At 70.4% G+C, this 24,167-nt stretch carries 23 protein-coding genes; 11 read left to right on the top strand and 12 right to left on the bottom strand.

The window, feature by feature from the left end; translation table 11 throughout:
• The first annotated feature begins 60 nt into the window (after nucleotides 1-60).
• On the top strand, nucleotides 61-1,557 hold the full coding sequence (locus tag IE286_RS08695) for a YibE/F family protein (protein ID WP_189796038.1): 1,497 nt from the start codon (nucleotides 61-63) through the stop codon (nucleotides 1,555-1,557).
• 95 nt (nucleotides 1,558-1,652) lie between these two features.
• On the opposite strand, the gene IE286_RS08690 is transcribed toward IE286_RS08695, so the two are convergent.
• From IE286_RS08690 to IE286_RS08675, 4 genes are all read right to left on the bottom strand, one after another.
• Nucleotides 1,653-2,090 carry an SsgA family sporulation/cell division regulator gene (locus tag IE286_RS08690; protein ID WP_189796037.1) on the bottom strand — a complete coding sequence of 146 codons (438 nt, stop codon included), beginning with the start codon at nucleotides 2,088-2,090 and terminating at the stop codon, nucleotides 1,653-1,655.
• Nucleotides 2,091-2,188: 98 nt separating this feature from the next.
• Complete coding sequence (locus IE286_RS08685) at nucleotides 2,189-2,926, bottom strand: IclR family transcriptional regulator (protein WP_267969525.1); 738 nt, start codon at nucleotides 2,924-2,926, stop codon at nucleotides 2,189-2,191.
• A 363-nt stretch (nucleotides 2,927-3,289) separates the two neighbouring features.
• Nucleotides 3,290-3,502: a DUF5326 family protein gene (locus IE286_RS08680; RefSeq protein ID WP_189796036.1), complete on the bottom strand. Its 213-nt coding sequence runs from the start codon at nucleotides 3,500-3,502 to the stop codon at nucleotides 3,290-3,292.
• A gap of 179 nt (nucleotides 3,503-3,681) precedes the next feature.
• Complete coding sequence (locus IE286_RS08675) at nucleotides 3,682-3,999, bottom strand: cupin domain-containing protein (RefSeq protein ID WP_189796035.1); 318 nt, start codon at nucleotides 3,997-3,999, stop codon at nucleotides 3,682-3,684.
• A gap of 344 nt (nucleotides 4,000-4,343) precedes the next feature.
• Here IE286_RS08675 and IE286_RS08670 point away from each other — a divergent pair, with 344 nt between their 5' ends.
• The 6 genes from IE286_RS08670 to IE286_RS08645 all read left to right on the top strand — a co-directional run bounded on the left by IE286_RS08670 (nucleotide 4,344) and on the right by IE286_RS08645 (nucleotide 9,553).
• Entirely contained in the window at nucleotides 4,344-5,522 is a 1,179-nt protein-coding gene (locus tag IE286_RS08670) for a cystathionine gamma-lyase (RefSeq protein ID WP_189796034.1), read from the top strand.
• Nucleotides 5,523-5,751: 229 nt separating this feature from the next.
• The gene (locus IE286_RS08665; protein WP_189796033.1) at nucleotides 5,752-6,657 is read left to right on the top strand and encodes a LysR family transcriptional regulator; all 906 of its coding nucleotides are present in this window, start codon (nucleotides 5,752-5,754) and stop codon (nucleotides 6,655-6,657) included.
• 87 nt (nucleotides 6,658-6,744) lie between these two features.
• Nucleotides 6,745-7,227, top strand: a complete 483-nt coding sequence (locus IE286_RS08660; RefSeq protein ID WP_189796095.1) for an NUDIX domain-containing protein — start codon at nucleotides 6,745-6,747, stop codon at nucleotides 7,225-7,227.
• A 183-nt stretch (nucleotides 7,228-7,410) separates the two neighbouring features.
• On the top strand, nucleotides 7,411-8,277 hold the full coding sequence (locus IE286_RS08655) for a GNAT family N-acetyltransferase (RefSeq protein WP_189796032.1): 867 nt from the start codon (nucleotides 7,411-7,413) through the stop codon (nucleotides 8,275-8,277).
• Nucleotides 8,278-8,559: 282 nt separating this feature from the next.
• On the top strand, nucleotides 8,560-9,048 hold the full coding sequence (locus IE286_RS08650; RefSeq protein WP_189796031.1) for a MarR family winged helix-turn-helix transcriptional regulator: 489 nt from the start codon (nucleotides 8,560-8,562) through the stop codon (nucleotides 9,046-9,048).
• Between the two features lie 49 nt (nucleotides 9,049-9,097).
• Nucleotides 9,098-9,553, top strand: coding sequence for a GNAT family N-acetyltransferase (locus IE286_RS08645; protein WP_189796030.1), 456 nt, complete (start codon nucleotides 9,098-9,100; stop codon nucleotides 9,551-9,553).
• Between the two features lie 60 nt (nucleotides 9,554-9,613).
• Here the strand turns inward: IE286_RS08645 and IE286_RS08640 are convergent, their stop codons facing one another.
• Both IE286_RS08640 and dnaB read right to left on the bottom strand, forming a co-directional pair.
• On the bottom strand, nucleotides 9,614-10,999 hold the full coding sequence (locus IE286_RS08640; RefSeq protein ID WP_189796029.1) for a serine hydrolase domain-containing protein: 1,386 nt from the start codon (nucleotides 10,997-10,999) through the stop codon (nucleotides 9,614-9,616).
• A 271-nt stretch (nucleotides 11,000-11,270) separates the two neighbouring features.
• Nucleotides 11,271-12,746 (bottom strand): replicative DNA helicase, encoded by a 1,476-nt coding sequence (dnaB, locus tag IE286_RS08635; RefSeq protein ID WP_189796028.1) that lies wholly within the window; start codon nucleotides 12,744-12,746, stop codon nucleotides 11,271-11,273.
• A gap of 461 nt (nucleotides 12,747-13,207) precedes the next feature.
• Between dnaB and IE286_RS08630 the strand changes: the two genes are divergently transcribed.
• Nucleotides 13,208-14,545 (top strand): MATE family efflux transporter, encoded by a 1,338-nt coding sequence (locus tag IE286_RS08630; protein ID WP_189796027.1) that lies wholly within the window; start codon nucleotides 13,208-13,210, stop codon nucleotides 14,543-14,545.
• A gap of 228 nt (nucleotides 14,546-14,773) precedes the next feature.
• On the opposite strand, the gene rplI is transcribed toward IE286_RS08630, so the two are convergent.
• The 4 genes from rplI to rpsF all read right to left on the bottom strand — a co-directional run bounded on the left by rplI (nucleotide 14,774) and on the right by rpsF (nucleotide 16,468).
• Complete coding sequence (gene rplI, locus IE286_RS08625; protein WP_125496709.1) at nucleotides 14,774-15,220, bottom strand: 50S ribosomal protein L9; 447 nt, start codon at nucleotides 15,218-15,220, stop codon at nucleotides 14,774-14,776.
• 18 nt (nucleotides 15,221-15,238) lie between these two features.
• Nucleotides 15,239-15,475: a 30S ribosomal protein S18 gene (gene rpsR / locus IE286_RS08620; protein WP_003949403.1), complete on the bottom strand. Its 237-nt coding sequence runs from the start codon at nucleotides 15,473-15,475 to the stop codon at nucleotides 15,239-15,241.
• Nucleotides 15,476-15,551: 76 nt separating this feature from the next.
• Nucleotides 15,552-16,097 carry a single-stranded DNA-binding protein gene (locus tag IE286_RS08615; protein WP_189796026.1) on the bottom strand — a complete coding sequence of 182 codons (546 nt, stop codon included), beginning with the start codon at nucleotides 16,095-16,097 and terminating at the stop codon, nucleotides 15,552-15,554.
• 80 nt (nucleotides 16,098-16,177) lie between these two features.
• The gene (gene rpsF / locus IE286_RS08610) at nucleotides 16,178-16,468 is read right to left on the bottom strand and encodes a 30S ribosomal protein S6 (protein WP_125496707.1); all 291 of its coding nucleotides are present in this window, start codon (nucleotides 16,466-16,468) and stop codon (nucleotides 16,178-16,180) included.
• A 266-nt stretch (nucleotides 16,469-16,734) separates the two neighbouring features.
• On the opposite strand from rpsF, the gene IE286_RS08605 reads away from it, so the two are divergent.
• The 3 genes from IE286_RS08605 to IE286_RS08595 all read left to right on the top strand — a co-directional run bounded on the left by IE286_RS08605 (nucleotide 16,735) and on the right by IE286_RS08595 (nucleotide 19,437).
• On the top strand, nucleotides 16,735-17,055 hold the full coding sequence (locus IE286_RS08605; RefSeq protein WP_189796025.1) for a hypothetical protein: 321 nt from the start codon (nucleotides 16,735-16,737) through the stop codon (nucleotides 17,053-17,055).
• Between the two features lie 146 nt (nucleotides 17,056-17,201).
• A complete protein-coding gene (gene femX, locus IE286_RS08600; protein WP_189796024.1) occupies nucleotides 17,202-18,323 on the top strand; it encodes a peptidoglycan bridge formation glycyltransferase FemX in 1,122 nt (373 codons plus the stop codon).
• Nucleotides 18,324-18,405: 82 nt separating this feature from the next.
• Nucleotides 18,406-19,437: an alanine racemase gene (locus tag IE286_RS08595; RefSeq protein ID WP_189796023.1), complete on the top strand. Its 1,032-nt coding sequence runs from the start codon at nucleotides 18,406-18,408 to the stop codon at nucleotides 19,435-19,437.
• A 121-nt stretch (nucleotides 19,438-19,558) separates the two neighbouring features.
• Here IE286_RS08595 and IE286_RS08590 read toward each other — a convergent pair whose 3' ends face one another.
• Complete coding sequence (locus tag IE286_RS08590) at nucleotides 19,559-21,070, bottom strand: glycosyltransferase family 87 protein (RefSeq protein ID WP_189796022.1); 1,512 nt, start codon at nucleotides 21,068-21,070, stop codon at nucleotides 19,559-19,561.
• 144 nt (nucleotides 21,071-21,214) lie between these two features.
• Nucleotides 21,215-23,878 carry a transglycosylase domain-containing protein gene (locus IE286_RS08585; protein ID WP_189796021.1) on the bottom strand — a complete coding sequence of 888 codons (2,664 nt, stop codon included), beginning with the start codon at nucleotides 23,876-23,878 and terminating at the stop codon, nucleotides 21,215-21,217.
• Between the last annotated feature and the right edge of the window lie 289 nt (nucleotides 23,879-24,167).

Raw genomic sequence — 24,167 nt, 5'->3', positions numbered from 1 at the left:
CTAGCGTCATGCACAGCGTGCTGAACAGTGGGCCCTGCCGGTTCTTGCAATGATCGGTCGGTGACGTCGACCCAGCAGTTCCCGCATCCACCGCCTGACCCACGGCGTGGCCCCGGGGCCGGGCACCGCGCGCAGACACCGGGGGAGCCTGTGCGGGCCGCATCCGCGCCACCGGCCGAGCCGGCCCGTGCCGGTCACGGCCACCACCACGAGCGCAGCCGCGCGGCTCAGGAACACGGACACAGCCACAGCCATGCCCATGGGCCCGCCGCGCCGGTCTCCCGGCATCTGCGCACGGTCATCGCCGCGATCCTGATCCCGTTCGCGGTCGCGGTGGTGGCCGGGCTCGCCGTGCTCTGGCCCGGCGGGACCCCCTCGCACCAGCGCACCGGCGTGGGCTTCGACCGGCAGACGCAGCAGGCCACGGTCACCCAGGTGGTGAAGGCGAGCTGCTCGGCGGTTCACACGTCCGGGGGAACGGCCGGCGAGGACGTCCCTGCCGGCAGTGCCACCGCTGCCGGCGGTTCCTCCGGCCGTAGCGGTACCTGCACCAAGGCCACCGTTCGGGTGGACACCGGCAAGGACAAGGGCCGCACCTTCACCGAGATCGTGCAGCCTGACCAGCCGCGGCAGTTGCACCAGGGCCAGAAGGTCGTGGTGGCCTACGAGCCGACCGCGCCACGGGAGTTGCAGTACTCGGTCACTGACGTCAACCGGCGCCTTCCGGTGGGCCTGCTGGCCGGTGCCTTCGCCCTCGCCGTGGTGCTGGTCGGGCGGATGCGGGGCGTGATGGCGCTGATCGCGCTGGGCATCAGCTTCGTGGTGCTGAGCCTGTTCATCCTGCCGGCGATCCTGCAGGGCTCGAATCCGCTCGTCGTGGCGGTGGTCGGGTCGAGCGCCATCATGCTGCTCGCCCTGTATCTGTGCCACGGCCTGTCGGCCCGCACCTCGGTGGCCGTGCTGGGCACGCTGGTGTCCCTGGTGCTCACCGGCGCGCTGGGCTCGCTGTTCATCGGCTGGGCCGCGCTGACCGGCAACACGGACGACAACACCGGGCTCATCCACGGCCTGTATCCGTCGATCGACATGAGCGGCCTGCTGCTCGCCGGCATCATCATTGGCTCGCTCGGCGTCCTGGACGACGTGACGGTGACCCAGACCTCGGCGGTCTGGGAGCTGCACGAGGCCAATCCGTCCATGGGGTGGCGCGGGCTGTACCGGGCCGGGATCCGCATCGGGCGCGACCACATCGCATCGGTCGTCAACACCCTGGTGCTGGCGTACGCGGGCGCGGCGCTGCCTCTGCTGCTGCTGTTCTCGGTCGCCGGCAGCAGCATCGGGACCGTCGCCAACAGCGAACTGGTGGCGGAGGAGATCGTCCGCACGCTGGTCGGGTCGATCGGCCTGGTCGCCTCGGTGCCCGTCACCACCGCCCTGGCCGCGGTGGTGGTCGCCGCCGACCGGCCGGACCGGGGGACGGGGCGGATGCCGCAGGGCACCGGGCCGGGTGTGCCCGCGCCGGCACGCGGCGCAAGGGGCAGGCGGCGCAAGCGGTGACCCCGTGGCGCTCGGCTGCGCGGCCGGCCCGCCGCCCGTGCCACGGGGGCGCGCGGTGAAGCGTGACGCCCCGCGCCGCCCCGCGGGGAAACGCTTCAGCCCGCGCTCTGTTCCTCGGCCAGGATGCGGTCCAGGGCCTCGTCGAGGTGGGCGTCGAAGTCGGCGAGTGCGCCTTCCTGGCCCAGCGGTACCAGCTTGTCCGTACGGTCCAGGAACGCCACCAGGGGCGCGGTGGAGGAACGGAACAGCGCTCGGTCGTTGCCGACCTGAAGCCGGATCAGCACCTCGTTCAGACAGTCGCCGTCCGCGGGCGAGATCCGCACGTCCCCGTCCCCGCACGGGGTACCCACCCCGTCGATCAGCAGCTCGCGTCCGAATACCCAGGTCACCGGGGCGTCGCCGGGCAAGTGGAAGGTGAGCCGCACGGCATAGGGATCGCTGGTCTCGTACCGCAGTTCCACCGGAATGCGGAAGGAGAGCTCCTCGGACACGAGAAAGCTCATCATGACCTCTGCTTGTACGGACTCGCGCATCGCTACCCCGTCATCTGCCGTCGACTGGCCGGGAATCATCCTCGTGACACTGATGGCATCTTGCTGAACGTATATGGCAGATCACAAGGAGTGAGTTTTCAGATGCTGATAGCCAGCGCGAGGGAGCCGACGCGCCGTCCCATCTCGCGCCGCAGCTGCCGTGCGGCGGGCAGCAGCCGGTCGCTCTGACGGGCGGGGAGCGACAGGGCGATGGTCGCCGCCGCGTCCCCGATGGTGAGGGGCACGGCCGCGCAGACCGTGCCCAGAATGTATTCCTGCCGCTCCGTCACCGGCTCCATGCGTCCTACCCGTTCCAGGCGCCGCAGCAGCGTATGGCTGTCCCGCACCGTGTACGGGGTGAGCGACTGCACGGGATAGCGGTCCAGGTGATCGCGGCGGGCGTCCTCGTCCAGCTGGGACAGCAGACACTGCCCGATCGCGTGCGCGTGTCCGGTCTCGCGGAAGTCGGCCCATTCGTGCACCGCCGGGTTGCCCGGCGTCTCGGACACGCACAGGATGTCGATCTCGCCGTCCCGGTACCGCGCGTAGTAGAGCGGTACACCGATCAGATCGCGCCATTGTGCAAGGGTGTCGGCGATCGTGCTGCGACGTTTCTGCGCTGCACCGCTGCTGCTGAGCCGCTCGGCCGCTTCGCCGAGGAAGAACAGCCCCCGATCGCGGTAGAGATAGCCCTCGTGCACCAGGGTGCGCAGCAGATGGTAGGCGGTGGGCAGGGCGAGCCCGGTCTTCCGCGCGAGCTGTTTGGCGGGGGCGCCGTGCTCGTGTTCCGCGACGGTCTCCAGCAGTCGCATCGCCCGCTGGACGGAGCCGATCAAGGTCTGGGACGACGGCGCGTGCCGTGGCTGGGCCGGTCTGCCGCCGGGCCGCTCCACCGGGCCGCCGGAGCGGGGCTGCGCGGGCAGTGCCGTGGAAGGGGACGGCACCCGGGGAGCGAGGGGCGCGTGCGATTCTGCGGGTGCGGTGTCAACCGTGGCCAAGGGTCACTCCCGTAGCGCGAGGGGCAGCCCGTGCGGGGAGACACGGGTGGGGATCGCCTGCCCGCGGGGGCCTGCCCCCGCGTCGATGCCGGGACCCTATCCGCCCGTCGCCGCTCACGGTGGCGCCGCGTCGAAACTTCCCTCCCGCGAGGGACCCGGTGACGGGTGACGTCCACCGCCGTCACCGGCGCACCGGCGTCCTCACCAGTCGCCGCGCGAGGACGAGCCCGCCGTGAACTTGCGCACGATGTAGATCAGCCCGCCGACCAGGGCCACGAAGATCAGCAGCTTGAACAGCAGCCCGATCACGAAGCCCACCACGGTCGCGATCAGGCCGCCGAAGACGATCAGGGCGATGGCCGGCACCGCGATCCACTTCACCCACCACGGCAGTCCCGCGAAGATCCCTCGCATTGCCCCGTCCCTGTCCTCTCGGCCGGCCCTGTGCCGGACTGACGTCGGTGCCCCGATGCTGCTGTGCGTCGGGGCCAAATCTGTCCGCTGTCGATGCTAGGGCCGTCAGCGGGCCGCTCGTGGGCGTCGCATCCCTTGTCCTCCCCTGACCCTTCCCCTAGGGAACCCGGAGACGGACGTCAGGCTTCCGGCGGAGAGAACACCACCAGGACGCGCAGATCCTCGCTGATGTGGTGGAACTTGTGGGGCACCTGGGCCGGGACGTAGACGACGCTGCCCCGTGCCACCTGGGTGGTCTCCGTACCGACCGTGATCAGGGCGCGGCCGCTGACGACGAAGTAGACCTCGTCCTGGTTGTGGGGCTTCTGCGGGTCGTGCTCACCCGCATTGAGCGCGTAGAGACCGACCGACATGTTCCGTTCCCGCAGGAACTGCAGGTAGGCGCCCTGGTTGGCGGCTCGCTCCGCGTCCAGCTCGTCCAGCCGGAATGCCTTCATCGTCCTCGCCCGTACTCGTCACCGATCCGATCCCCACGATCAGACACAGGACGGACCGCCCAGTCAAGACGACCGCCGGCGCGGACACCGGCAGCCAAGTCCAGCCCGGCCCGTCGGCGGGGTGTCCCACCCGCGGACGGCACCGCCGGCCACCCCGGCAGCCCGGCCACCCCGGCAGCCGGCCGCCCCGGCAGCCGGCCGCCCCGGCAGCCCGGCCTCGCCCTCCCCTGCCCGGGCTGCCTCGCGCAGGGGGCGTCGCGGCACCCCGCGGTTTCCTGAGAGGGTGGGACCGACGGCCCGGCCTGCCCGGCCGCAGTACGACAGCACATGAAGGGACGGGCTGCATGAGCGCTTCCGCCGCTGACGGCACGGTGAACACGCACAGGGCCGACGGGCCGGCCGTGACCGGGGACGGCACCCGCGCGGTGCGGGCCGGACTGCCCGAACCGGTCAAGCACGAGCCGACCCTGCCCGGCCCGGTGTTCGCCGCCCACTTCCATCTGCCCGGCGAGCCGACGGGCCCGTACACCTACGGCCGGGACGAGAACCCCACCTGGACCCTGCTGGAGCAGGCCATCACCGAGCTGGAGGCCCCGGGGCGCGATGACGTCGAGACGCTGGTGTTCGCGTCCGGGATGGCGGCCATCTCCTCCGTGCTCTTCTCGCAGCTGCGCGCCGGCGACGCGGTCGTCCTGCCGGACGACGGCTACCAGGCGCTGCCCCTGGTGAGGGCCCAGCTGGAGGCCTACGGCATCGAGGTGCGCACCGCGCCGACCGGCGGCGACGCCCAGCTGGAGGTGCTCCAGGGCGCCCGGCTGCTGTGGATCGAGTCCCCTTCCAACCCCGGGCTCGACGTGTGCGACATACGCCGCCTGACCGAGGCGGCCCATGCGCAGGGCACCCTGGTCGCCGTCGACAACACCCTGGCGACCCCCCTGGGGCAGCGCCCGCTGGAGCTGGGCGCGGACTTCGCGGTGGCCAGCGGCACCAAGCAGCTCAGCGGTCACGGCGACATCCTGCTGGGCTATGTGGCCGGCCGGAACGGCGAGGCCATGGCGGGGGTGCGCCGCTGGCGCAAGATCGTGGGCGCGATCCCCGGCCCCATGGAGGCCTGGCTCGCGCACCGTTCGGTCGCCACGCTGCAGCTGCGCGTGGACCGGCAGGCCGCCACCGCGCTCACCCTGGCCGAGGCGCTGCGGGCGCACCCGGACGTGACCGGCCTGCGGTACCCGGGGCTGCCGGACGACCCCTCGCACGCCGTCGCCAGGCAGCAGATGCGCCGCTTCGGCTGCGTGGTGTCCTTCACGCTGCCCACGCGGGAGCGCGCCGAGCGCTTCCTCGGCGCACTGCGGCTGGTGGACGACGCGACGAGCTTCGGCGGGGTGCGCTCCACCGCGGAACGGCGCGGCCGGTGGGGCGGGGACGCGGTGCCGGAGGGCTTCATCCGGCTCTCCGTGGGCGCCGAGGACCCCGAGGATCTGGTGGCGGACGTGCTGCGGGCCCTGGAGGAGTCGGCCGGCTGATCGCGTGCCGGGGTGCTTCACCGGTGCCCGGGCATGCGACGACGGCGGTCCGAGCCTCCCCCCTCGCGGCTCGGACCGCCTTCGGTTCCGCGCGCGAAGAACCGTGTGACCTAGGCTAATTGACTCGCTGTCAGTGTCCAATCACAGTAGCGACAGAGGCCTATCGACATATTTATAGTTGGCACGCGGCCGGGGCCGGACGGAGAGTGCCGGGAGGGGAGGACGCGCCGTGGATCTGGCGTTACTGCGCACGTTCGTGACCGTCCACCGGGCGGGATCCTTCACCCGCGCGGCTGCTCTGCTGGGCCTGTCCCAGCCGGCCGTCACCTCCCAGATCCGGACGCTCGAAAGACAGCTGGGCCGCCCCTTGTTCCTGCGCCAGGCGCGTGGGGTGACCCCGACGTCCGTCGGGGACGAGCTGGCCCACAAGGCCGCGCCTCATCTGGACGCCCTGGTGGAGATAGCGGAGTTCGGACTCGACGACGAGTCCTCCCTGCGGACGCTTCACCTGGCGGGGCCGCCCGAATTCACCACCGAACGGGCCCTGCCCGCCCTGACACAGCTGACCGGCGAGGACGGCCAGGGGTTCGCTCTGCGGGCGTCCTTTGGACACGCCGAGGAGGTCCTGGAAGGGCTGTCCGCCGGGCATCACGACCTGGCCATCAGCACGGCACGGCCGCGCGGCGGAGTGTTCACGGCGTCGCCTCTGTGCGACGAGGAGCATGTCCTGGTCGCGGCACCACACTGGGCGGAGCAGCTCGGCACCGTGCCCCTGCCCGACCAGGACGTGGAGGCCCTGGAGAGCGTTCCCGTGGTCGAGGTCCACGAGTCGCTCCCCTTCGTGTCCCGCTACTGGGCCTCGGTCTTCGACACCCAGCCGACCGCGTCCGGCTCCGTGATCGTTCCCGACCTGCGCGCGGTTCTCGCCTGTGCGGCGTCCGGTGCCGGGCTCGCGGTACTGCCCCGCTATCTGTGCACCGACGCCTTGAAGCAGGGTCACCTGGTCACGCTGCACGAACCGCCGGTCCCGCCGCTGCGCACCTACTTCCTGGTGGTACGCACCGGGACCCTGGCCTCGCCGAACATCGCCCGCGCCCATGAGTGGCTGCTGCGGGCGGCAGCCGACTGGTGCTGATCCCCCTCCCGTGGAGCGATACGGGAGCTCCGGTGCGGTGACGGCGTGCGATGTTTCACGTGGAACCACGCGGGCCACATGTCACGCATGACCGTCCGCCCCGTGGTCAAGCGCACCGCCCGAGCCGTTCTCCTCGACGGCGACGATCTGATCCTGATCAAGCGCACCAAGCCGGGTGTGGATCCCTACTGGGTCACTCCCGGCGGGGGAGTCGAGCCGGGCGACCCGACCCTCGTCGACGCACTGCGCCGCGAAGTGCACGAGGAACTGGGCGCGAAGATCACGGATGTGGTGCCCTGTTTCGTGGACACCGTGGAGCACATCGGCGTGGACGGCGGTGCCACCGGTGTGAAGGTGCAGTTCTTCTTCGTCTGCCGGCTGACGTCGATGGATCCCTCGCTCCGGCACGGCCCCGAGGTGGAGGAGCCCTCCGGCGAGTACGAGATCGTGCGGGTGCCGTTCACCCGGGTCGGGATCGCCTCCGTCCATCTGGTGCCGTTGTCGCTGCGGCACTATCTGGACGCGAACATCGAGGGCGTCCGGGCCCTGCACGCCGCCGATCTCGGCTGACCGGTGACCGGCGCTCCCCGTGACCGGCCCACGGCGTGGCCCGGGACCCCTGCTGCCCGGCTCGGGAGCCCCGCGACGCTCCTGTCCCGCAGGTCCGGCGGGCTGCGACGGCGTGGCCAAAAGCACGTACGTCCGCCCTGGTGAAGTGGACGCCGGCCCGGCCGGTCGGACAGCCTGACCTGCGTGTCGACTCCTTCCCCTGCCGATCTGCCCATCCGCCGCCTGACGCTGCGGGATCTGCCCGCCTGCGCCGACCTGTCCGAGAGCCGGGGGTGGCTCCGCGAGGAACACAAGTGGAGCTTCCTCCTGACCGCCGGCAACGGATACGGCATCGACGATCCCGCCGGAGGTCTTGTCGCCGCCTGTGTCGTCACCCCCTATGGCCCTCCGGGGCGCACCGAGTTCGCTGCCATCGGCATGGTTCTCGTCGCCGAGGGGCACGAACGGCAGGGCATCGGCCGCCGGCTGATGCGTCACGTCCTGTCGGTGACGGGCACGACGCCCCTGACCCTGTATGCGACGGAGAACGGCCGCCCGCTGTACGAGAAGGTCGGCTTCACGATCACCGGCCGCTCCGAGACGGTGTCGGGGCTGTTCCAGCGGGAGGAGAAGCCCGCACGCATCACCGCTCGCGCGGCCACCGCGGAGGATCTGCCGGGCATCCTCCGGCTGGACGGAGAGGTCTTCGGGGCCGACCGCACCCCGGTCATCACCCGGCTGCCCGCCTTCACCGACCATCTCTGCGTCGCCGAGGACCGCGGGGAACTCATCGGCTATGCCGGGGCCTGGCCGACCACGGACACCCAGGTCGTCGGGCCGCTCATCGCACGGGACACCGAGACGGCGAAGTCCCTGGTCTCCTTCCTCGCCGCCCGGACGGACCGGCCGCTGCGCACCGACATCGACGTCCGCCACGCCGAACTGCTCGCCTGGCTGAAGCAGCGCGGTCTGGCCTCCGTCTCCGTCCAGGCGGTGATGGCCTACGGCACCGCCGAGCTGCCCGGGGACTGGACCCGCCGGTTCGCTCCGCTGACCGTGGCGGCCGGCTGACCGACGCGTCGGAGATCCGTCTCCCCGCTGTGACGACGGGCGGGGCCTGAGGCGTCACTCCGCATCGCCTCGGGCTCCGTCGGTGTCCGAGCCGGCACGCACAGGTCCACCGCCGGGCCGCCCGGCATGCCACCCGAACCCTGCCCATGGAAGGTCCGGACGCTGCCGCTGGGCAAGCCTCGCCCCGCCGCGCCACTGCTTGCACGCGCGGAATGGATGCAGACGCCGTCTCTTGCGCCCTGCTTTACCCTGGACGAAGCCCCCGGGATGGAGGAAACGCTCATGACAGCGACGGACCCCGAGCTCACCGCCCTCGCCCAGGGCTGGTGCGCCCTCTCCCTGCTGCACGGGAGGATCGAGGCGCACATCGAGCGCGCTCTGCAGTCCAAGCACCGCCTGAGCGTGCGCGAGTACTCCCTGCTCGACGTGCTCAGCCGCCAGCACGACGGCGACGGCGGTCATCTGCAGATGAAGCAGGTCGCCGACGCGGTCGTCCTCAGTCAGAGCGCCACCACCCGTCTCGTCACCCGGCTCGAGGACCGCGGGCTGCTGGAGCGCTATCTGTGTCCCACCGACCGCCGCGGCATCTACACCAATGTCACGGAGGCCGGTCTCGCCCTGCTGGAAGAGGCTCGGCCCACCAACGACGCCGCACTGCGCGAGGCACTCGACGAGGCCGCGAAGAACCCGGACCTGGAACCGCTGGTCCGGGCCGTGGAGTCCCTGAAGACACCGGCCGTCCAGGGCCATCCGTCCGCCGTGGCGTCCTGAGGTTCCCGAACCCGGTGTGCTCCCCGGGAGAAGTCCCTAGGGTGCGCCCATGGGCCATCTCGGAATACGGCGGGCCGTCGCCGACGACGTCCCTGCCATCGTCGCCATGCTCGCGGACGACCCACTGGGCGCGCAGCGGGAGTCGCCGGACGATCTCGCACCGTACCTGGCGGCCTTCGAACGGATCCGCACGGACCCGAACCAGCACCTGGTCGTCGCCGTCCGTGAAGGCCGCGTCGTCGGCACCCTGCAGCTGACGGTCGTCCCCGGCCTGTCACGGCGGGGAGCCACCCGGTCGGTCATCGAGGCCGTACGCATCCACGCCGACGCGCGAGGGGACGGCCTGGGCACACAGCTCATCGAGTGGGCGATCGGAGAATCCCGTCGTCTGGGGTGCCACCTGGTGCAGCTGACGTCCGACAGGACACGCAAGGACGCGCATCGCTTCTACGAGCGGCTCGGCTTCGAGGCGTCCCACGTGGGGTTCAAGCTTCCGCTGCGCTGACGGCACGGGGGCCTGTTCCACGTGAAACAGGCCCCGGCCTTCCTCGTCCGGCGTCCCGGCCTACTCGAGGCCGCGCCATCCCTCCGGGTCGACGCCGCCGGGCACCGCCGCGTCGGGGTCGTACGGCTGCCGGGTGAACACGAACGACCCGAGGTCCAGATGGTCCACGGAACCGTCCGCGCGCCGCACCGGCCGCAGCAGCTCGCCGGCGTAGTAGCCCTCCAGTCCCGTCCAGGTCCCGTCCCCGTTCGGCCGGAACCGGGAGTGCCTGCCGGTGCCGGACAGCGGCTCCAGCGAGGCCAGCCCGTCGGCGGTCAGCCGGAGCCCGAACGCATGCGTGCCCCAGTACCACGGCCCGGCCAGCTCCAGCACGGACGGATCGATCTCCCGCAGCGGCCGCCAGGGCTCCGGGATGCGCGGTTCGGCCTCGGCGACGATCCGCACCAGGTCGGCACCCACCGCCACCACCGGCACACCGGAGGTGCAGTTGGCCAGCACCACGGCCGCCACATCGTCGTCCAGGGCGAGGGTCAGCGACGCGACGAAGCCCGGCAGCGACCCGGAGTGGCCCGCCAGGAGCCGCTCACCCGACCGCCGCAGTTCCAGCCCCAGGCCGTAGGCGTACCCCGTCGTCACGTCCGCGGCCTCGGGCGGAGCCGCCGGGGTCCGCATCTCCCGCAGTGACGCGGCGCTCAGCACCCGCTCGTCGCCCCGGGCGAGGAAGGCGGCGAACCGGGCGAGGTCGCCCGTGGTGGACCACAGCTGCCCGGCGGGAGCCATCCGGCCGAGGTCCTCGGCGGGCTCGGGCAGCAGCACATCGGCCCAGGGGTGCACCGCCCAGCCGGCCGCGTGCGGTGCCGTGGGACGGCTGCTCGTGCGCTCCAGCCCCAGCGGGTCGAGCACCTCGCGCCTGAGGACGTCCTCCCAGGCCGCGCCGCGCAGCCTCTCCACCAGCGCCCCCAGCACGGTGTAGCCGGGATTCGAGTAGTGGAACCGCCGGCCGACCGGGTGCCGCAACGGCTCGTCACCCAGGACGTCGGCCAGCTCCGGCCGCAGGGACCCGGGGGTGCGCTCCCACCACGGTGCGGGCGACTCGGCGGCCAGGCCGCCGGTGTGCGACAGCAGGTCGGCGATCGTGGCCTCCCCGGCACCGGTTCCCGGCAGATGCTTCTCCAGCGGGTCCCCCAGGTCGAGGACGCCCTCGTCGCGCAGCCGCATGACGAGCACGGCGGTGAAGGTCTTGGTGATCGAACCGATGCGGTATTGGGTGGTCTCGTCGGGGACATGGCCTCCCGCCCCCGCACGGGCACCGTGCCAGACCGTCCGGCCGTCCCGTACGACCGCGGCGACGAGCGACGGCGCCCGCCCCTCGGCCTGGGCCACGGCGATCCGGTGCGACAGGGCCCGGCGGGTGCCGGGCAGCAGCTCATCCTCAGGTGAAGTCATTCCCCCAGTCCATCGGGTGAGCCCGCACCCCGTCGAGCCCATTGTCACGGCTCAGCCGCCGCGCGGCCCCGCCCCGGCGGAGCTGCACGGCAGGGGGGCAGGCCCGGAAGGCCTTCAGCACGGCAGGGACTCCCCCCCAGGTGCATCCTGGAGGCCCTGGGCACAGTGTGCGCCGGACATGAGCGACGAGGGCTGCTCCGGCAGCGGCTCCCAGGCACCAACCGGACATCCGACGCACCCACCGGACGGCCGCGGCCCGGCGCGACCCGCATCAGGTCTGGGCCATGTCCACGAACCGTGAGTAGTGCCCCTGGAAGGCGACCGTGATCGTCGCCGTGGGGCCGTTGCGGTGCTTGGCGACGATCAGGTCGGCCTCGCCGGCCCGCGGGGACTCCTTCTCGTAGGCGTCCTCACGGTGCAGCAGGATGACCATGTCGGCGTCCTGCTCGATGGAGCCGGACTCACGCAGGTCGGAGACCATCGGCTTCTTGTCGGTGCGCTGCTCGGGACCACGGTTGAGCTGGGACAGCGCGATGACCGGGATTTCCAGCTCCTTGGCGAGCAGCTTGAGGTTCCGGGACATCTCCGAGACCTCCTGCTGACGGCTCTCGGCCCGTCGGGTGCTGCCCGACTGCATCAGCTGGAGGTAGTCGATGACGACCAGTTTGAGGTCGTTGCGCTGCTTCAGCCGCCGGCACTTGGCGCGGATCTCCATCATCGACAGGTTCGGGGAGTCGTCGATGTAGAGCGGGGCCGCGGAGACGTCCGGCATCCGACGGGCCAGCCGGGTCCAGTCGTCGTCGGTCATCGTGCCCGAGCGCATGTGGTGCAGGGCGACGCGGGCCTCGGCGGACAGCAGGCGCATCGCGATCTCGTTGCGGCCCATCTCCAGCGAGAAGATGACGCTCGGCAGGTTGTGCTTGATCGCCGCCGTCCGGGCGAAGTCCAGCGCGAGGGTGGACTTGCCCATGGCGGGGCGGGCGGCGATGACGATCATCTGACCGGGGTGCAGGCCGTTGGTCAGCGCGTCGAAGTCGGTGAAGCCCGTGGGGACACCCGTCATCTCGCCGCTGCGCGAGCCGATCGCCTCGATCTCGTCGAGGGCACCCTCCATGATGTCGCCGAGCGGAAGGTAGTCCTCGCTGGTGCGCTGCTCGGTGACCGCGTAGATCTCGGCCTGAGCGCGGTTGACGATCTCGTCGACGTCGTCGTCCGCGGCGTACCCCATCTGCGTGATCCGCGTACCGGCCTCGACCAGGCGGCGCAGCACCGCCCGGTCGTGCACGATCTCCGCGTAGTAGGCGGCGTTGGCCGCCGTGGGCACGGCCTGTACCAGGGAGTGCAGGTAGGAGGCGCCACCCACGCGGTTGATCTCGCCGCGCTTGGTCAGCTCGGCGGCGATGGTGATGGGGTCGGCGGGCTCGCCGCGCGCGTAGACGTCGAGGATGGCCTGGTAGATCGTCTCGTGCGCGGGCTTGTAGAAGTCGTGGCCCTTGAGGATCTCGACGACGTCGGCGATGGCCTCCTTCGACAGCAGCATGCCGCCGAGGACCGACTGCTCCGCCTCGAGATCCTGCGGAGGGACACGCTCGAACGACGACCCCGCGCCGTCCCACCGGTCGTCCTCACGGCCGCGCTCGTGCTGTTCCTCGCGGCGGCCGGCATCGGGGTGCCGACGGGAGGCGGGCAGACGGTCGCCGGGTCCGCTGTCGGCCCACGGGCTGTCCAAGGGCTCGGACATGCTCACCGAGCGACCTCCTCCCGTCCGCCGAGCGGACCTCGCCGTGCGCGTTCTTTCTACGGCACGGCACTGACAGACCGAGAAGCCTCGCTCCGGTTCGCGGCGTCATGTCGTGCGGGTGCACCAGCCGGTGTCGGACGGAGCGGGCGCCGGACCACGGTAGGCCCCCGGGCACCGTCAGCCAATCTGGTTATCCACAGGCCATGTGGACGACTGGCCGGATGCTGTGGACAACCCCGCTAAACCTGTGCACGACATGGTGGACAGCGCTGTGAACAAGACCGCGACTGCCCGAAAACGACACCTCTGACCTGCACTTTTGCCATCCACGGGCTGTGCAGAAGAAAAACTTCCCCGGTCGGCCCACGATCGCTGCGAACGGTGGGCGCATGGGCACGGCACGAGACGAGAAGTAAGGCATGCACAAGCTTTGCATTCCTTACCTGTGGATGATTGGATGGACGCCCATGACACAGGCCCCCGCACGCCCCACGGCCTCCCGGCGGCGACACGACCGCGAGATCATCGCCCTGGCCGTCCCGGCCTTCGGCGCGCTGGTCGCCGAGCCGCTCTTCGTCATGGCCGACAGCGCGATCGTCGGTCATCTCGGCACGGCACAGCTCGCCGGACTCGGTGTCGCCTCCGCCCTGCTGACCACCGCCGTCAGTGTCTTCGTCTTCCTCGCCTACGCCACCACGGCCGCCGTGGCCCGCCGCGTCGGCGCGGGCGACCTCAGAGCCGCCATACAGCAGGGCATGGACGGCATCTGGCTGGCCCTGCTGCTCGGCGCGGCGGTGATCGTGGTCGTCCTGCCCACCGCCCCCGCCCTGGTGAAACTCTTCGGCGCCTCGCACACCGCCGCTCCGTACGCCACGACCTATCTGCGCATCTCCGCCCTGGGCATCCCGGCGATGCTCGTCGTCCTGGCCGCCACCGGTGTGCTGCGCGGGCTGCAGGACACCAGGACGCCGCTCGCGGTCGCCGTCGCGGGGTTCGTCACCAACGCCGCGCTCAACGCGGGCCTGGTCTACGGCGCCGGTCTCGGCATCGCGGGATCCGCCTGGGGCACCGTGATCGCCCAATGCGGGATGGCAGCGGTCTACCTCACCGTGGTCGTGCGCGGAGCCCGGAGACACGGAGCCTCGCTGCGCCCGGACGCCGCCGGCATCAAGGCCTCCGCACAGGCCGGCGCGCCCCTGCTCGTGCGGACGCTGTCCCTGCGGGCCATCCTGATGATCGCCACGGCCGTCGCGGCCCGCCTCGGCGACGCCGACGTCGCCGCCCACCAGATCATCCTGTCCCTGTGGAGCCTGCTGGCCTTCGCCCTGGACGCGATCGCGATCGCCGGGCAGGCCATCATCGGCCGCTATCTGGGCGCCGAGGACGCCGACGGTGCCCGGCAGGCCTGCCGTCGCATGGTCCAGTGGGGCATCGCGGTCGGCGTGGTTCTCGGCCTGCTGGTGATCGTCACGCGGCCGGTGTTCCTCCCCCTGTTCACCGACGACTCCGCCGTCACGTCCACTGCCCTGCCGGCCTTGCTGGTGGTGGCCCTCGCACAGCCGATCTGCGGGATCGTCTATGTCCTCGACGGTGTGCTCATGGGTGCCGGGGACGGCCCCTATCTGGCCTGGGCCATGCTGATCACCCTGGCGGTGTTCACCCCGGCCGCACTGGCGGTGCCCCGGATCGGCGGAGGGCTCACCGCGCTGTGGGGCGCCATGACGCTGATGATGGCGGTGCGGCTGCTGACGTTGTGGCTGCGGTCCCGCTCGGGCCGATGGGTGGTGACCGGGGCGACGCGCTGAGGAACGCGGCACCGTGCCGCCGCAGGGCGGCCGTTTCACGTGGAACGACGTTCCCGGCGGCTCACCGTCTCGTCTGCCGGCACCCCACCGCCCTGCTCCCTCACACCGCCGCTCCTCTGCGGCGGCGGGGGCGCTCACCATTTCCGCCAAGCGGACTGCACGCGAAAGGGCCGTACCCGGTCAAGGCGGGTACGGCCCTTTCACAGCTGACGCTGCCGAGCGCGACGATCAGGCCGCGACGACCTCGATGTTGACCTTGGCGGCAACCTCGGGGTGCAGACGCACAGACGTCTCGTGGGCGCCCAGGGTCTTGATCGGCGCACCCAGCTCGATGCGGCGCTTGTCGACCTCGGGACCGCCGGCCTCCTTGATCGCCGAAGCGATGTCGGCCGGGGTGACGGAACCGAAGAGACGGCCGGACTCGCCGGAGCGGACGGCCAGGCGGACCTTCACACCCTCGAGCTGGGCCTTGATCTCGTTGGCCTGCTCGATGGTCTGGATCTCGTGGATCTTGCGAGCACGACGGATCTGCTCGACGTCCTTCTCGCCACCCTTGGTCCAGCGGATCGCGAGCTTCCGCGGGATCAGGTAGTTGCGAGCGTAGCCGTCCTTGACGTCGACGATGTCGCCCGCGGCGCCGAGGCCGGAGACCTCGTGGGTAAGGATGATCTTCATGAGTGACTCACCCTTCCCTTAGCGCGCGGTGGAGGTGTAGGGCAGCAGCGCCATCTCACGGCTGTTCTTCACGGCCGTGGCGACGTCACGCTGGTGCTGCGTGCAGTTGCCGGTCACGCGGCGGGCACGGATCTTGCCGCGGTCGGAAATGAACTTCCGCAGCATGTTCGTGTCCTTGTAGTCCACGTACGTGACCTTGTCCTTGCAGAACGCGCAGACCTTCTTCTTAGGCTTGCGCACAGGCGGCTTCGCCATGGTGTTTCTCCTGTGTGATCAAGAAGTCTGGGTAACGACCCGCCCTCGCCCCGCTCCGGCCCGAGGACCGGAAGGACTAGAAGGGGGGCTCGTCCGAGTAGCCGCCGCCCTGCGGGCCGCCGCCCCAGCCGCCGCCCTGGTTGCCACCGGCGGGAGCGCCGGTCGCCCACGGGTCGTCGGCGGGAGCACCGCCCTGCGGGCCGCCGCCCCAGCCGCCACCAGGCTGACCACCGCCGTAGCCGCCCTGGCCACCACGGCCGCCGGTCTTGGTGATCTTGGCCGTGGCATTGCGCAGGCTGGCGCCGACCTCGTCGACGTCCAGCTCGTAGACCGTGCGCTTGACGCCCTCACGGTCCTCGTAGGACCGCTGCTTCAGCCGGCCCTGCACGATGACGCGCGTGCCTCGCTGAAGCGACTCGGCGACGTTCTCCGCCGCCTGACGCCAGACCGAGCAGGTCAGGAAGAGGCTCTCGCCGTCCTTCCACTCGTTCGTCTGGCGGTCGAAGGTGCGGGGCGTGGATGCGACGCGGAACCTCGCGACCGCCGCACCCGAGGGGGTGAAGCGCAGCTCGGGGTCGTCGACGAGATTGCCGACGACCGTGATGACGGTCTCGCCTGCCATGGGGAACCTCTCGGCGGGTGTGCTGCTGGCTGCTGGTGCGTGCTGCTACTCGAATCCCGAGGCCGGCTGAGCGGAGAGGCTCAGTGGGTCTCGGGGCGGAGGACCTTGGTCCGGAGGACCGACTCGTTCAGGTTCATCTGGCGGTCGAGCTCCTTGACGACCGCAGGCTCGGCCTGCAGGTCGATGACCGAGTAGATGCCCTCGGGCTTCTTCTTGATCTCGTACGCGAGACGGCGACGACCCCAGGTGTCGACCTTCTCGATCTTCCCGCCACCGTCACGGACGACGGAGAGGAAGCTCTCGATCAGCGGGGAGACAGCGCGCTCCTCGAGATCGGGGTCGAGGATGACCATCACCTCGTAGTGACGCATGTGGAACCCACCTCCTTTGGACTCAGCGGCCACGGTCGTTCCGTGGCAGGAGGGTCATGATGCGTTGGCACCGGTGTCACCGAGTAAACCAGGCCCCACTGACAGAGGGGCCCACTCGGCCGTACCGGACGACGGGCACCGGTGCAGAAGCTACAGACTACCCGGCAACCGCCGTACGGTTGAAATCCGACCCTGAGGGGACACAATCTGTACACATCGGGTGATGCAGGGCTAAGCGCCCACCGCCTTCCACAGGAGGTCCCGCCATGGCACAGATGATGCGCACCGCCAGATCCCGCAGCGGTCTGCTGGCCACCGACGGCAAGCCCCACCCGCTGCAGGACGCGCTGCTGGCCGTGACCGCGTTCCTCGGCTTGATCTCCCTCGTCACCGCCGCGTTCCCGGCGCTCCACCTGCTGACCGTCTGCACCGGGCTGATCGGCGTGCTCACCGGTGGGTACGGCCAGTTCATCTCGGAGACCACGCGTGAGCGCTTCGGTCTGGTCCTCGGCCTCGGCGCCTCCGCGATCGGTCTGTTCCTCGGCCTCGCGCACAGCGATCTCACCTCGGGGTTCGTCGGCGGCTGAGCGCACCGCCCCAGGGCGGCTGCGGGTGCTCCCCCACAGGGCCGGTTGGCCCAGGCCCAACCGGCCCGCATCCCAGGCGCAGTAGGCTCTGGCGAGAGCCGGAGCCCCTGATCCATGGGGACACGCCAGCCCGAGGAGCGCCCCGAATGAGCCTGACCCTGAGGACCATCAGTCGAGAGCAGCATCTGGCCTACATCCAGAGCCTGCCGGCGGCGAGCCACATGCAGGTCCCGGCGTGGGCGGACGTCAAGGCGGAGTGGCGCTCGGAGAACCTGGGGTGGTTCGACGACCGCACGGGTGAGCTGGTCGGTGTCGGCCTCGTCCTCTACCGGCAGCTGCCCAAGATCAAGCGCTATCTCGCCTATCTGCCCGAGGGTCCGGTCATCAACTGGTTCGCACCGAACCTCGACGACTGGATCCAGCCGATGCTGGCGCACCTGAAGCGGCAGGGCGCCTTCTCGGTGAAGATGGGCCCGCCCGTGATCATCCGCCGCTGGAACGCGGACACCATCAAGAAGGGCATCCAGAACCCGGACGTCAAGCGCCTGCGGGATCTGGAGGCCGACTTCATCGAGCCCCGCGCCTTCGAGGTCGCCGACAAGCTGCGCCGGATGGGCTGGCAGCAGGGCGAGGACGGCGGCGCCGGCTTCGGTGACGTCCAGCCGCGCTACGTCTTCCAGGTGCCGCTGGCCAACCGTTCCCTGGAAGAGGTGCACAAGAACTTCAACCAGCTGTGGCGCCGCAACATCAAGAAGGCGGAGAAGGCCGGCGTGGAGGTCGTCCAGGGCGGCTACCACGACCTGGAGGAGTGGCAGCGGCTGTACGAGATCACGGCCGTGCGCGACCACTTCCGGCCCCGCCCGCTGTCGTACTTCCAGCGCATGTGGACGGCGCTGAACACCGAGGACCCCAACCGCATGCGGCTGTACTTCGCACGGCACAACGGCGCGAACCTGGCCGCGGCGACGATGCTGATCGTCGGCGGCCACGTGTGGTACTCCTACGGCGCCTCCGACAACATCGGCCGTGAGGTCCGGCCCTCGAACGCCATGCAGTGGCGGATGCTGCGCGACGCCTACGCGCTCGGCGCCACCGTCTACGACCTGCGGGGCATCTCCGACACGCTGGACGAGTCCGACCACCTCTTCGGTCTGATCCAGTTCAAGGTCGGCACCGGCGGGCAGGCCGCCGAGTATCTCGGCGAGTGGGACTTCCCGCTGAACAAGCTGCTCCACAAGGCGCTGGACATCTACATGTCCCGCCGCTGACCTCGCGTTCCCCGCTTCGACTCCGTCGACCTCATCCCTACTTCTGACACACCGCAGCCACGAGAAAGGTTCCGGTCCGGCCATGGCGCTCACGCTCTATGTCGACACCGCGCGCTGGCGGGCGCACCACAAGCACGTGCAGGAGCAGTTCCCGGGACTGGTCCCGGTCTGCAAGGGCAACGGCTACGGCTTCGGACACGAACGGCTGGCGGAGGAGGTCACCCGCATGGGCGCGGACGTCCTCGCCGTCGGCACGACGTACGAGGCCGCGCGCATCAAGGACTGGTTCAGCGGCGATCTGCTCGTGCTCACGCCCTACCGGCGTGGTGAGGAGCCGGTGCCGCTGCCGGACCGGGTGATCCGCTCGGTGTCGTCGGTCGACGGCGTGTACGGCCTGGTGGGGGCGCGGGTCGTCATCGAGGTGATGTCGTCGATGAAGCGGCACGGGGTCACCGAGCAGGACCTGCCGCAGCTGCACGCCGCCATCGAGAACGTGCGCCTGGAAGGCTTCGCCATCCACCTGCCGCTGGACCGCACCGACGGCTCGGACGCCGTGGAGGAGGTCATCGGCTGGATGGACCGGCTGCGGGCGGCCCGGCTCCCGCTGCACACCATGTTCGTCAGCCACCTCAAGACCGAGGAGCTGGCCCGCCTGCAGCAGCAGTTCCCGCAGACCCGGTTCCGCGCCCGGATCGGCACACGGCTGTGGCTCGGCGACCACGAGGCCACCGAGTACCGCGGCGCGGTGCTGGACGTCACCCGGGTGTCCAAGGGCGACCGCTTCGGCTACCGGCAGCAGAAGGCCCCCTCCGACGGGTTCCTGGTCGTGGTGGCGGGCGGCACGTCCCACGGTGTGGGCCTGGAGGCGCCGAAGGCGCTGCACGGCGTCATGCCGCGGGCCAAGGGGGTCGCCCGCGCCGGCCTGGCCACCGTGAACCGGAATCTGTCGCCGTTCGTCTGGGCCGGCAAGCAGCGCTGGTTCGCCGAGCCACCGCACATGCAGGTCTCCATCCTCTTCATCCCGGCGGACGCCCCGGAGCCCAAGGTCGGCGACGAGCTGGTGGCCCATCTGCGGCACACCACCACGCAGTTCGACCGTCTCGTGGACCGCTGACCACGCGGCCGGAGACTCCCCCGGGCCGGCCGGCCCACCCGAGATCCTCCTGCACCCACACGAAGGCCGCACCCGGCGCACGCTGCCGGATGCGGCCTTCGACGCGTAGTCCGCCGCTTGCTCAGGCCGGACGGTCCTCCGCACACACCGCTCCGCCGCCCCACCGCACCTGCGGCACATCACCCGGCGCTGCGGAGGCCGCGGGCCGGGCCGCACGGCCGAGGACGAACACGTCCGCGGCGCCGTCCAGGACACCGCCCGAGGGATCGTCGTCCCCGGCGCGGCGCACCACGTCCCGGTCCGGACGCAGGACGTCGCGGACGACCACGGCGCACAGATAGAGCGTCCCGGCCAGGTGCACGGCGATCGCCCAGTGGTAGCCGTCGACCGGCAGTCCTTTGTGCGCGTCTCCGCTGGTGGTGTACGCCAGGTACATCCAGATGCCGAGGTAGTACGCCACCTCGCAGGCCTGCCAGATCAAAAAGTCCCGCCACTTGGGGCGGGCCAGGACGGCCAGCGGCACCAGCCACAGCACGTACTGCGGCGAATAGACCTTGTTGGTGAGGATGAAGACCGCCACGGCCAGGAAGGCCAGCTGGGCGAAGCGCGGCCGGCGCGGCGCGGTCAGCGCCAGGGCCGCGATCCCGAGGAAACAGAGCACCACCAGGAGCGAGGCGGCGGTGTTCACGAAGTCGGTGCTGGGCGGGTTGCTGGAGTTCTGCGCCCAGATCAGCCAGAACGAACCGAAGTCCACGCCCCGGTCATGGCTGAACCGGTAGAACTGCCACCAGCCCTCCTGGGCGAAGGCCAGCACCGGCAGATTCACCACCAGCCAGGCGACGACGGCACTGGCGAGAGCGCGGCCGTACTCCCGCCACCGGCCCGCACGCCAGCACAGGAAGAGAAGCGGAGCGAGCAGCAGGACCGGGTAGAGCTTGGCCGCGGTGGCGAGGCCGAGCAGGACACCGAAGGCGAGGGCGCGGCCCCGCGACCACATCAGCATGGCGGCCGCCGTCAGGGCGACGGCCAGGAGGTCCCAGTTGATGGTCGCGGTGAGGGCGAAGGCCGGCGCCAGGGCGACCAGCAGGCCGTCCCAGGGCCGCCGGGCGTGGGTGCGCACCACACAGACGGCGATGACGGACGCGCACACCATGAGCATCCCGGCGTTGACCATCCAGTACCACCGTTCCTGGTGCTGGATGCTGCCGCTGTGCGGGGTGAGCCAGGAGGCGACCTCCATGAAGAGGCCCGTCAGCACCGGGTACTCCAGGTACGGCATGTCGCCGGGGAGCCGGTCGAAGTAGGGCACCAGGCCGTCGGCGAAGCCGCGTCCCTGGTACAGGTGCGGGATGTCCGAGTAGCAGGCCTTGGTGTACTGCGAGCTGGCACCGAAGAACCAGGCGCTGTGGTAGCACGGTGCCTTCTGGACCAGGCCCAGCGCGAACATGCCGATCGCGACGAGCGCGACGACCCGTATCGGGGTCCACCACGATGTCCCGAGGAGAGCGAACCGGCCGACGGGGCCGCCGATCAGCTCGCTCCCGGCCGCGGCGACCGGGTCCTCCTGGGTCGGCCTGACCGGGCCGGGGTCGGGCTGGTGCACGCTCGCTTGCGTCGATTCAGCACGTGGCATGCCGCCATCCTGCCGTACCCGGCCGGGAATGCGTGTGGGCCGCCGCACTGTCGGTGCGACGGCCCACGTTTCACGTGAAACCGCGACGGGTGACGTCCCCGCCCGGGGGCGTCCGGAAGGCCGCGTCGTCCGCTGGTCGCGGCCTCAGAACCAGCCTCCGTTGCCGTTGCCACGGCTGTTGCCCTGTCCGTGGGTGTCGGACTCGGTGGGGCTGGGCGTCGGGACGCCGCCGTCCGCGCCGCCGGCGTCGTTGCCCCCGTTGTCGCCGGTCTGACCGCCGTCGTCGGAGCAGCCGAAGAACCCGCAGTGCGACTCGGTCGGCGTGGGCGACGGAGAGGTCTCCGTCGCGCTGGGCGACGGCGTCACCGAGGGCGACGGCGACGGGCTCGTGGTGGCCGACGGGGTGGGAGTGGGAGAGGGCTCACCGTTGATGACCTTGCCGATGGGCTGCGGCGTCGGGAACGGCACGGCCGGCTCGCCCTTGAGTGCCTGCTCCATGTAGTCGTGCCAGATCTCGGCAGGGAACGAGGCGCCGTGGATCTTCTCCTGGCCACCGGTTCCGTACATCTCGAGGAACGTGCGCTGCTTGTTGTTCGCGTCGTCGTCGAGGCGGAACATGCTGATCGCGGTGGACAGCTGCGGGGTGTACCCCACGAACCAGGCGGACTTGTTGCCGTCCGTGGTACCGGTCTTGCCGGCCACCTGACGTCCGGGCAGCCGCGCGTTGGTACCGGTTCCCTTGTCGACCACGGTCTTCAGCACGTCGGTGACGTTGTCGGCCACGGCGGCGGTGAAGGCCTGCTTCGGCTTGCTCTCGTGCGTGTAGACCGTGCCGTCCTTGTTCACGACCTTCTCGACCGAGTAGGGGTCGTTCTGCTTGCCGCTGGCGGCGAAGGTGGCGTAGGCCGCAGCCATGCGGATGGCACTCGGGTCGGAAATACCGATGGAGAAGGACGGGTAGGTGGTGCCGGTCAGGCTGCTCTTGAGCAGTCCGGCGTCGAGCGCCGCCTGCTTGACCTTGTCCAGGCCCACGTCCATGCCCAGCTGCACGAAGGCGGAGTTCACGGACTGCCGCATGGCCTCGCGCAGGTCGATCATGTAGTCCGGCGGCTGACCGACCGACTCGTCACCGTCATTGCGCTGCAGCCACTCCTCGCCCTTCTCGTTCGTCCAGACGGTGCCGTCGTAGTTCTTGATCTTGAGCTTGTTCTTGCCGCTGTAGCGGCTCTTGGGGGACACCGGGGTGCGCTCCTCGGGACCCTGCGTCGGCCCCAGGTGCGGGTTGCGCACGCCGTCGCGCATGGCCGCCGCCAGCACGAACGGCTTGAACGTCGATCCGACCTGCGCACCGGTGGCGTCGGCGTTGTTGGTGAAGTGCTTGGTGGCGTCCTCACCGCCGTAGATCGCCACGATGGCGCCCGTCTTCGGGTCCACGGAGGCGCCGCCGAACTGGACGTAGGTGTCGGTGTCCGGCCGCTTGTCGGGCTTGATGTTCTCCTGCCGGATCTTCTTGACGGACTTCTCCAGCTCCTCGACCTTCTTCTTGTCGAAGGTGGTGTGGATCTGGTAGCCGCCCCGCTGCAGCTCGTCCGCGGTGATGTTCGTGTTGTTGATGATGTAGGCCTTGGCGAGGTCGACGAGGTAGCCGATCTGGCCGCTGAGCTGCGTGTTGGAGCGCGGGTTCTGCCACGTCGGCAGGGTCGTGTACTTGGCCCGCTCGGTCGGACTCAGGTAGCCGTACTCGACCATCTTGTCGAGAGTGTCCTGCATCTGCGTCAAGGCGCGCTTCTTGTTCGCCTCGGGCGTGGCCGCAGGGTCGATGGAGGTCGCACCGGCCGGGTCGTAATAGGTGGCGCCCTTGAGCATGGCCGCGAGGAACGCGCACTCGCCGGCGTTGAGGTCCTTGGCGTCCTTGTTGAAGTACGCACGCGAGGCAGCCTGAATACCGTAGGCGCCGCGCCCGTAGTACGAGGTGTTGAGGTAGCCGGACATGATGTCCCTCTTCGGGACCTTGGCGCCCACCTTGATCGCGACGAAGATCTCCTTGAACTTGCGGGAGATCGTCTGCGACTGGTCGTTCAGCATGGCGTTCTTGACGTACTGCTGGGTGATGGTGGAACCACCCTGGGTCTGTCCGCCCCGCGCCATGTTGACCAGGGCCCGGGCGATGCCCTTGAGGTCGACGCCGCTGTCTTGCCAGAAGGTCTTGTTCTCCTGAGAGATCACCGCATTCTGCATGTCCTTGGGAATGTCGGAGATGTTCAGGATCTGGCGGTTGATCTCACCACCGGTCCGGACCATTTCGGAGCCGTCGGACCAGTAGTAGACGTTGTTCTGCGCCTGGGCGGTCTTGGCGACGTCCGGAACCTGCACCGTCGCGTACCCGATTCCGGCCACCGCGACCAGGCTGCCGACGAAGCCGACGAACAGCCCGGCGACCAGCTTCCACGACGGCATCCAGCGCTGCCAGCCGTACTTGCCGGCTCGCGGGTAGTCGATGAACCGCTTGCGTCCCGGGGGTGCAGCACGACCGCGCCCACGGGCCCGGTTGGGGCCACCGGGACCCGCCGCTCTGCGCCGGCCACCGCTTCTCTGCGCCGCACGCCGGGCAGCGGCACGTCCGCCGTACGGGCGTGCCTCGTCTCCCGGTCCGTACGAGCCCGATCCATAGGACGTGGACCCGTAGGAGTCGGCGGGAGATCCGTGGGCGCCTCGCGGTGCCGCGCGGCGGCCGGCCGAGTGGCCGCGCCGGGCCGCGGCTCGTCCGCCTCCTTGCGGCTGCGGCGGTTTGCGACGGTGCTCGCTCATCGAACGATGTACTCCTCGGGCAGGCGCATCCGTGCGCGCCTGGAAACGGCGGCTGGTTTCCGGTCCCCCCGACGTACGGGTGGGGTCGGTCGCGCATCCACCCGTACGGCACCAGGGACGAGGACATCCCCAGGCGTCACTCGGTTCCCGGCGGTTTGCATGGCGCACAGACTACGCACCGCCACAACTCGCCGTGCCCCGAAGTTCACCCCAAATCAGGCAACTTGCCACCACCGCAACAGTGATGTGATCCCGTTCACCATGCCCCCTCTTGTCGCACACGCGGGGC

It is taken from the genome of Streptomyces thermodiastaticus (assembly GCF_014656135.1).
GTDB classification, from domain to species: Bacteria; Actinomycetota; Actinomycetes; order Streptomycetales; family Streptomycetaceae; genus Streptomyces; species Streptomyces thermodiastaticus.
This window is presented reverse-complemented; position numbering and strand designations above follow the sequence as displayed.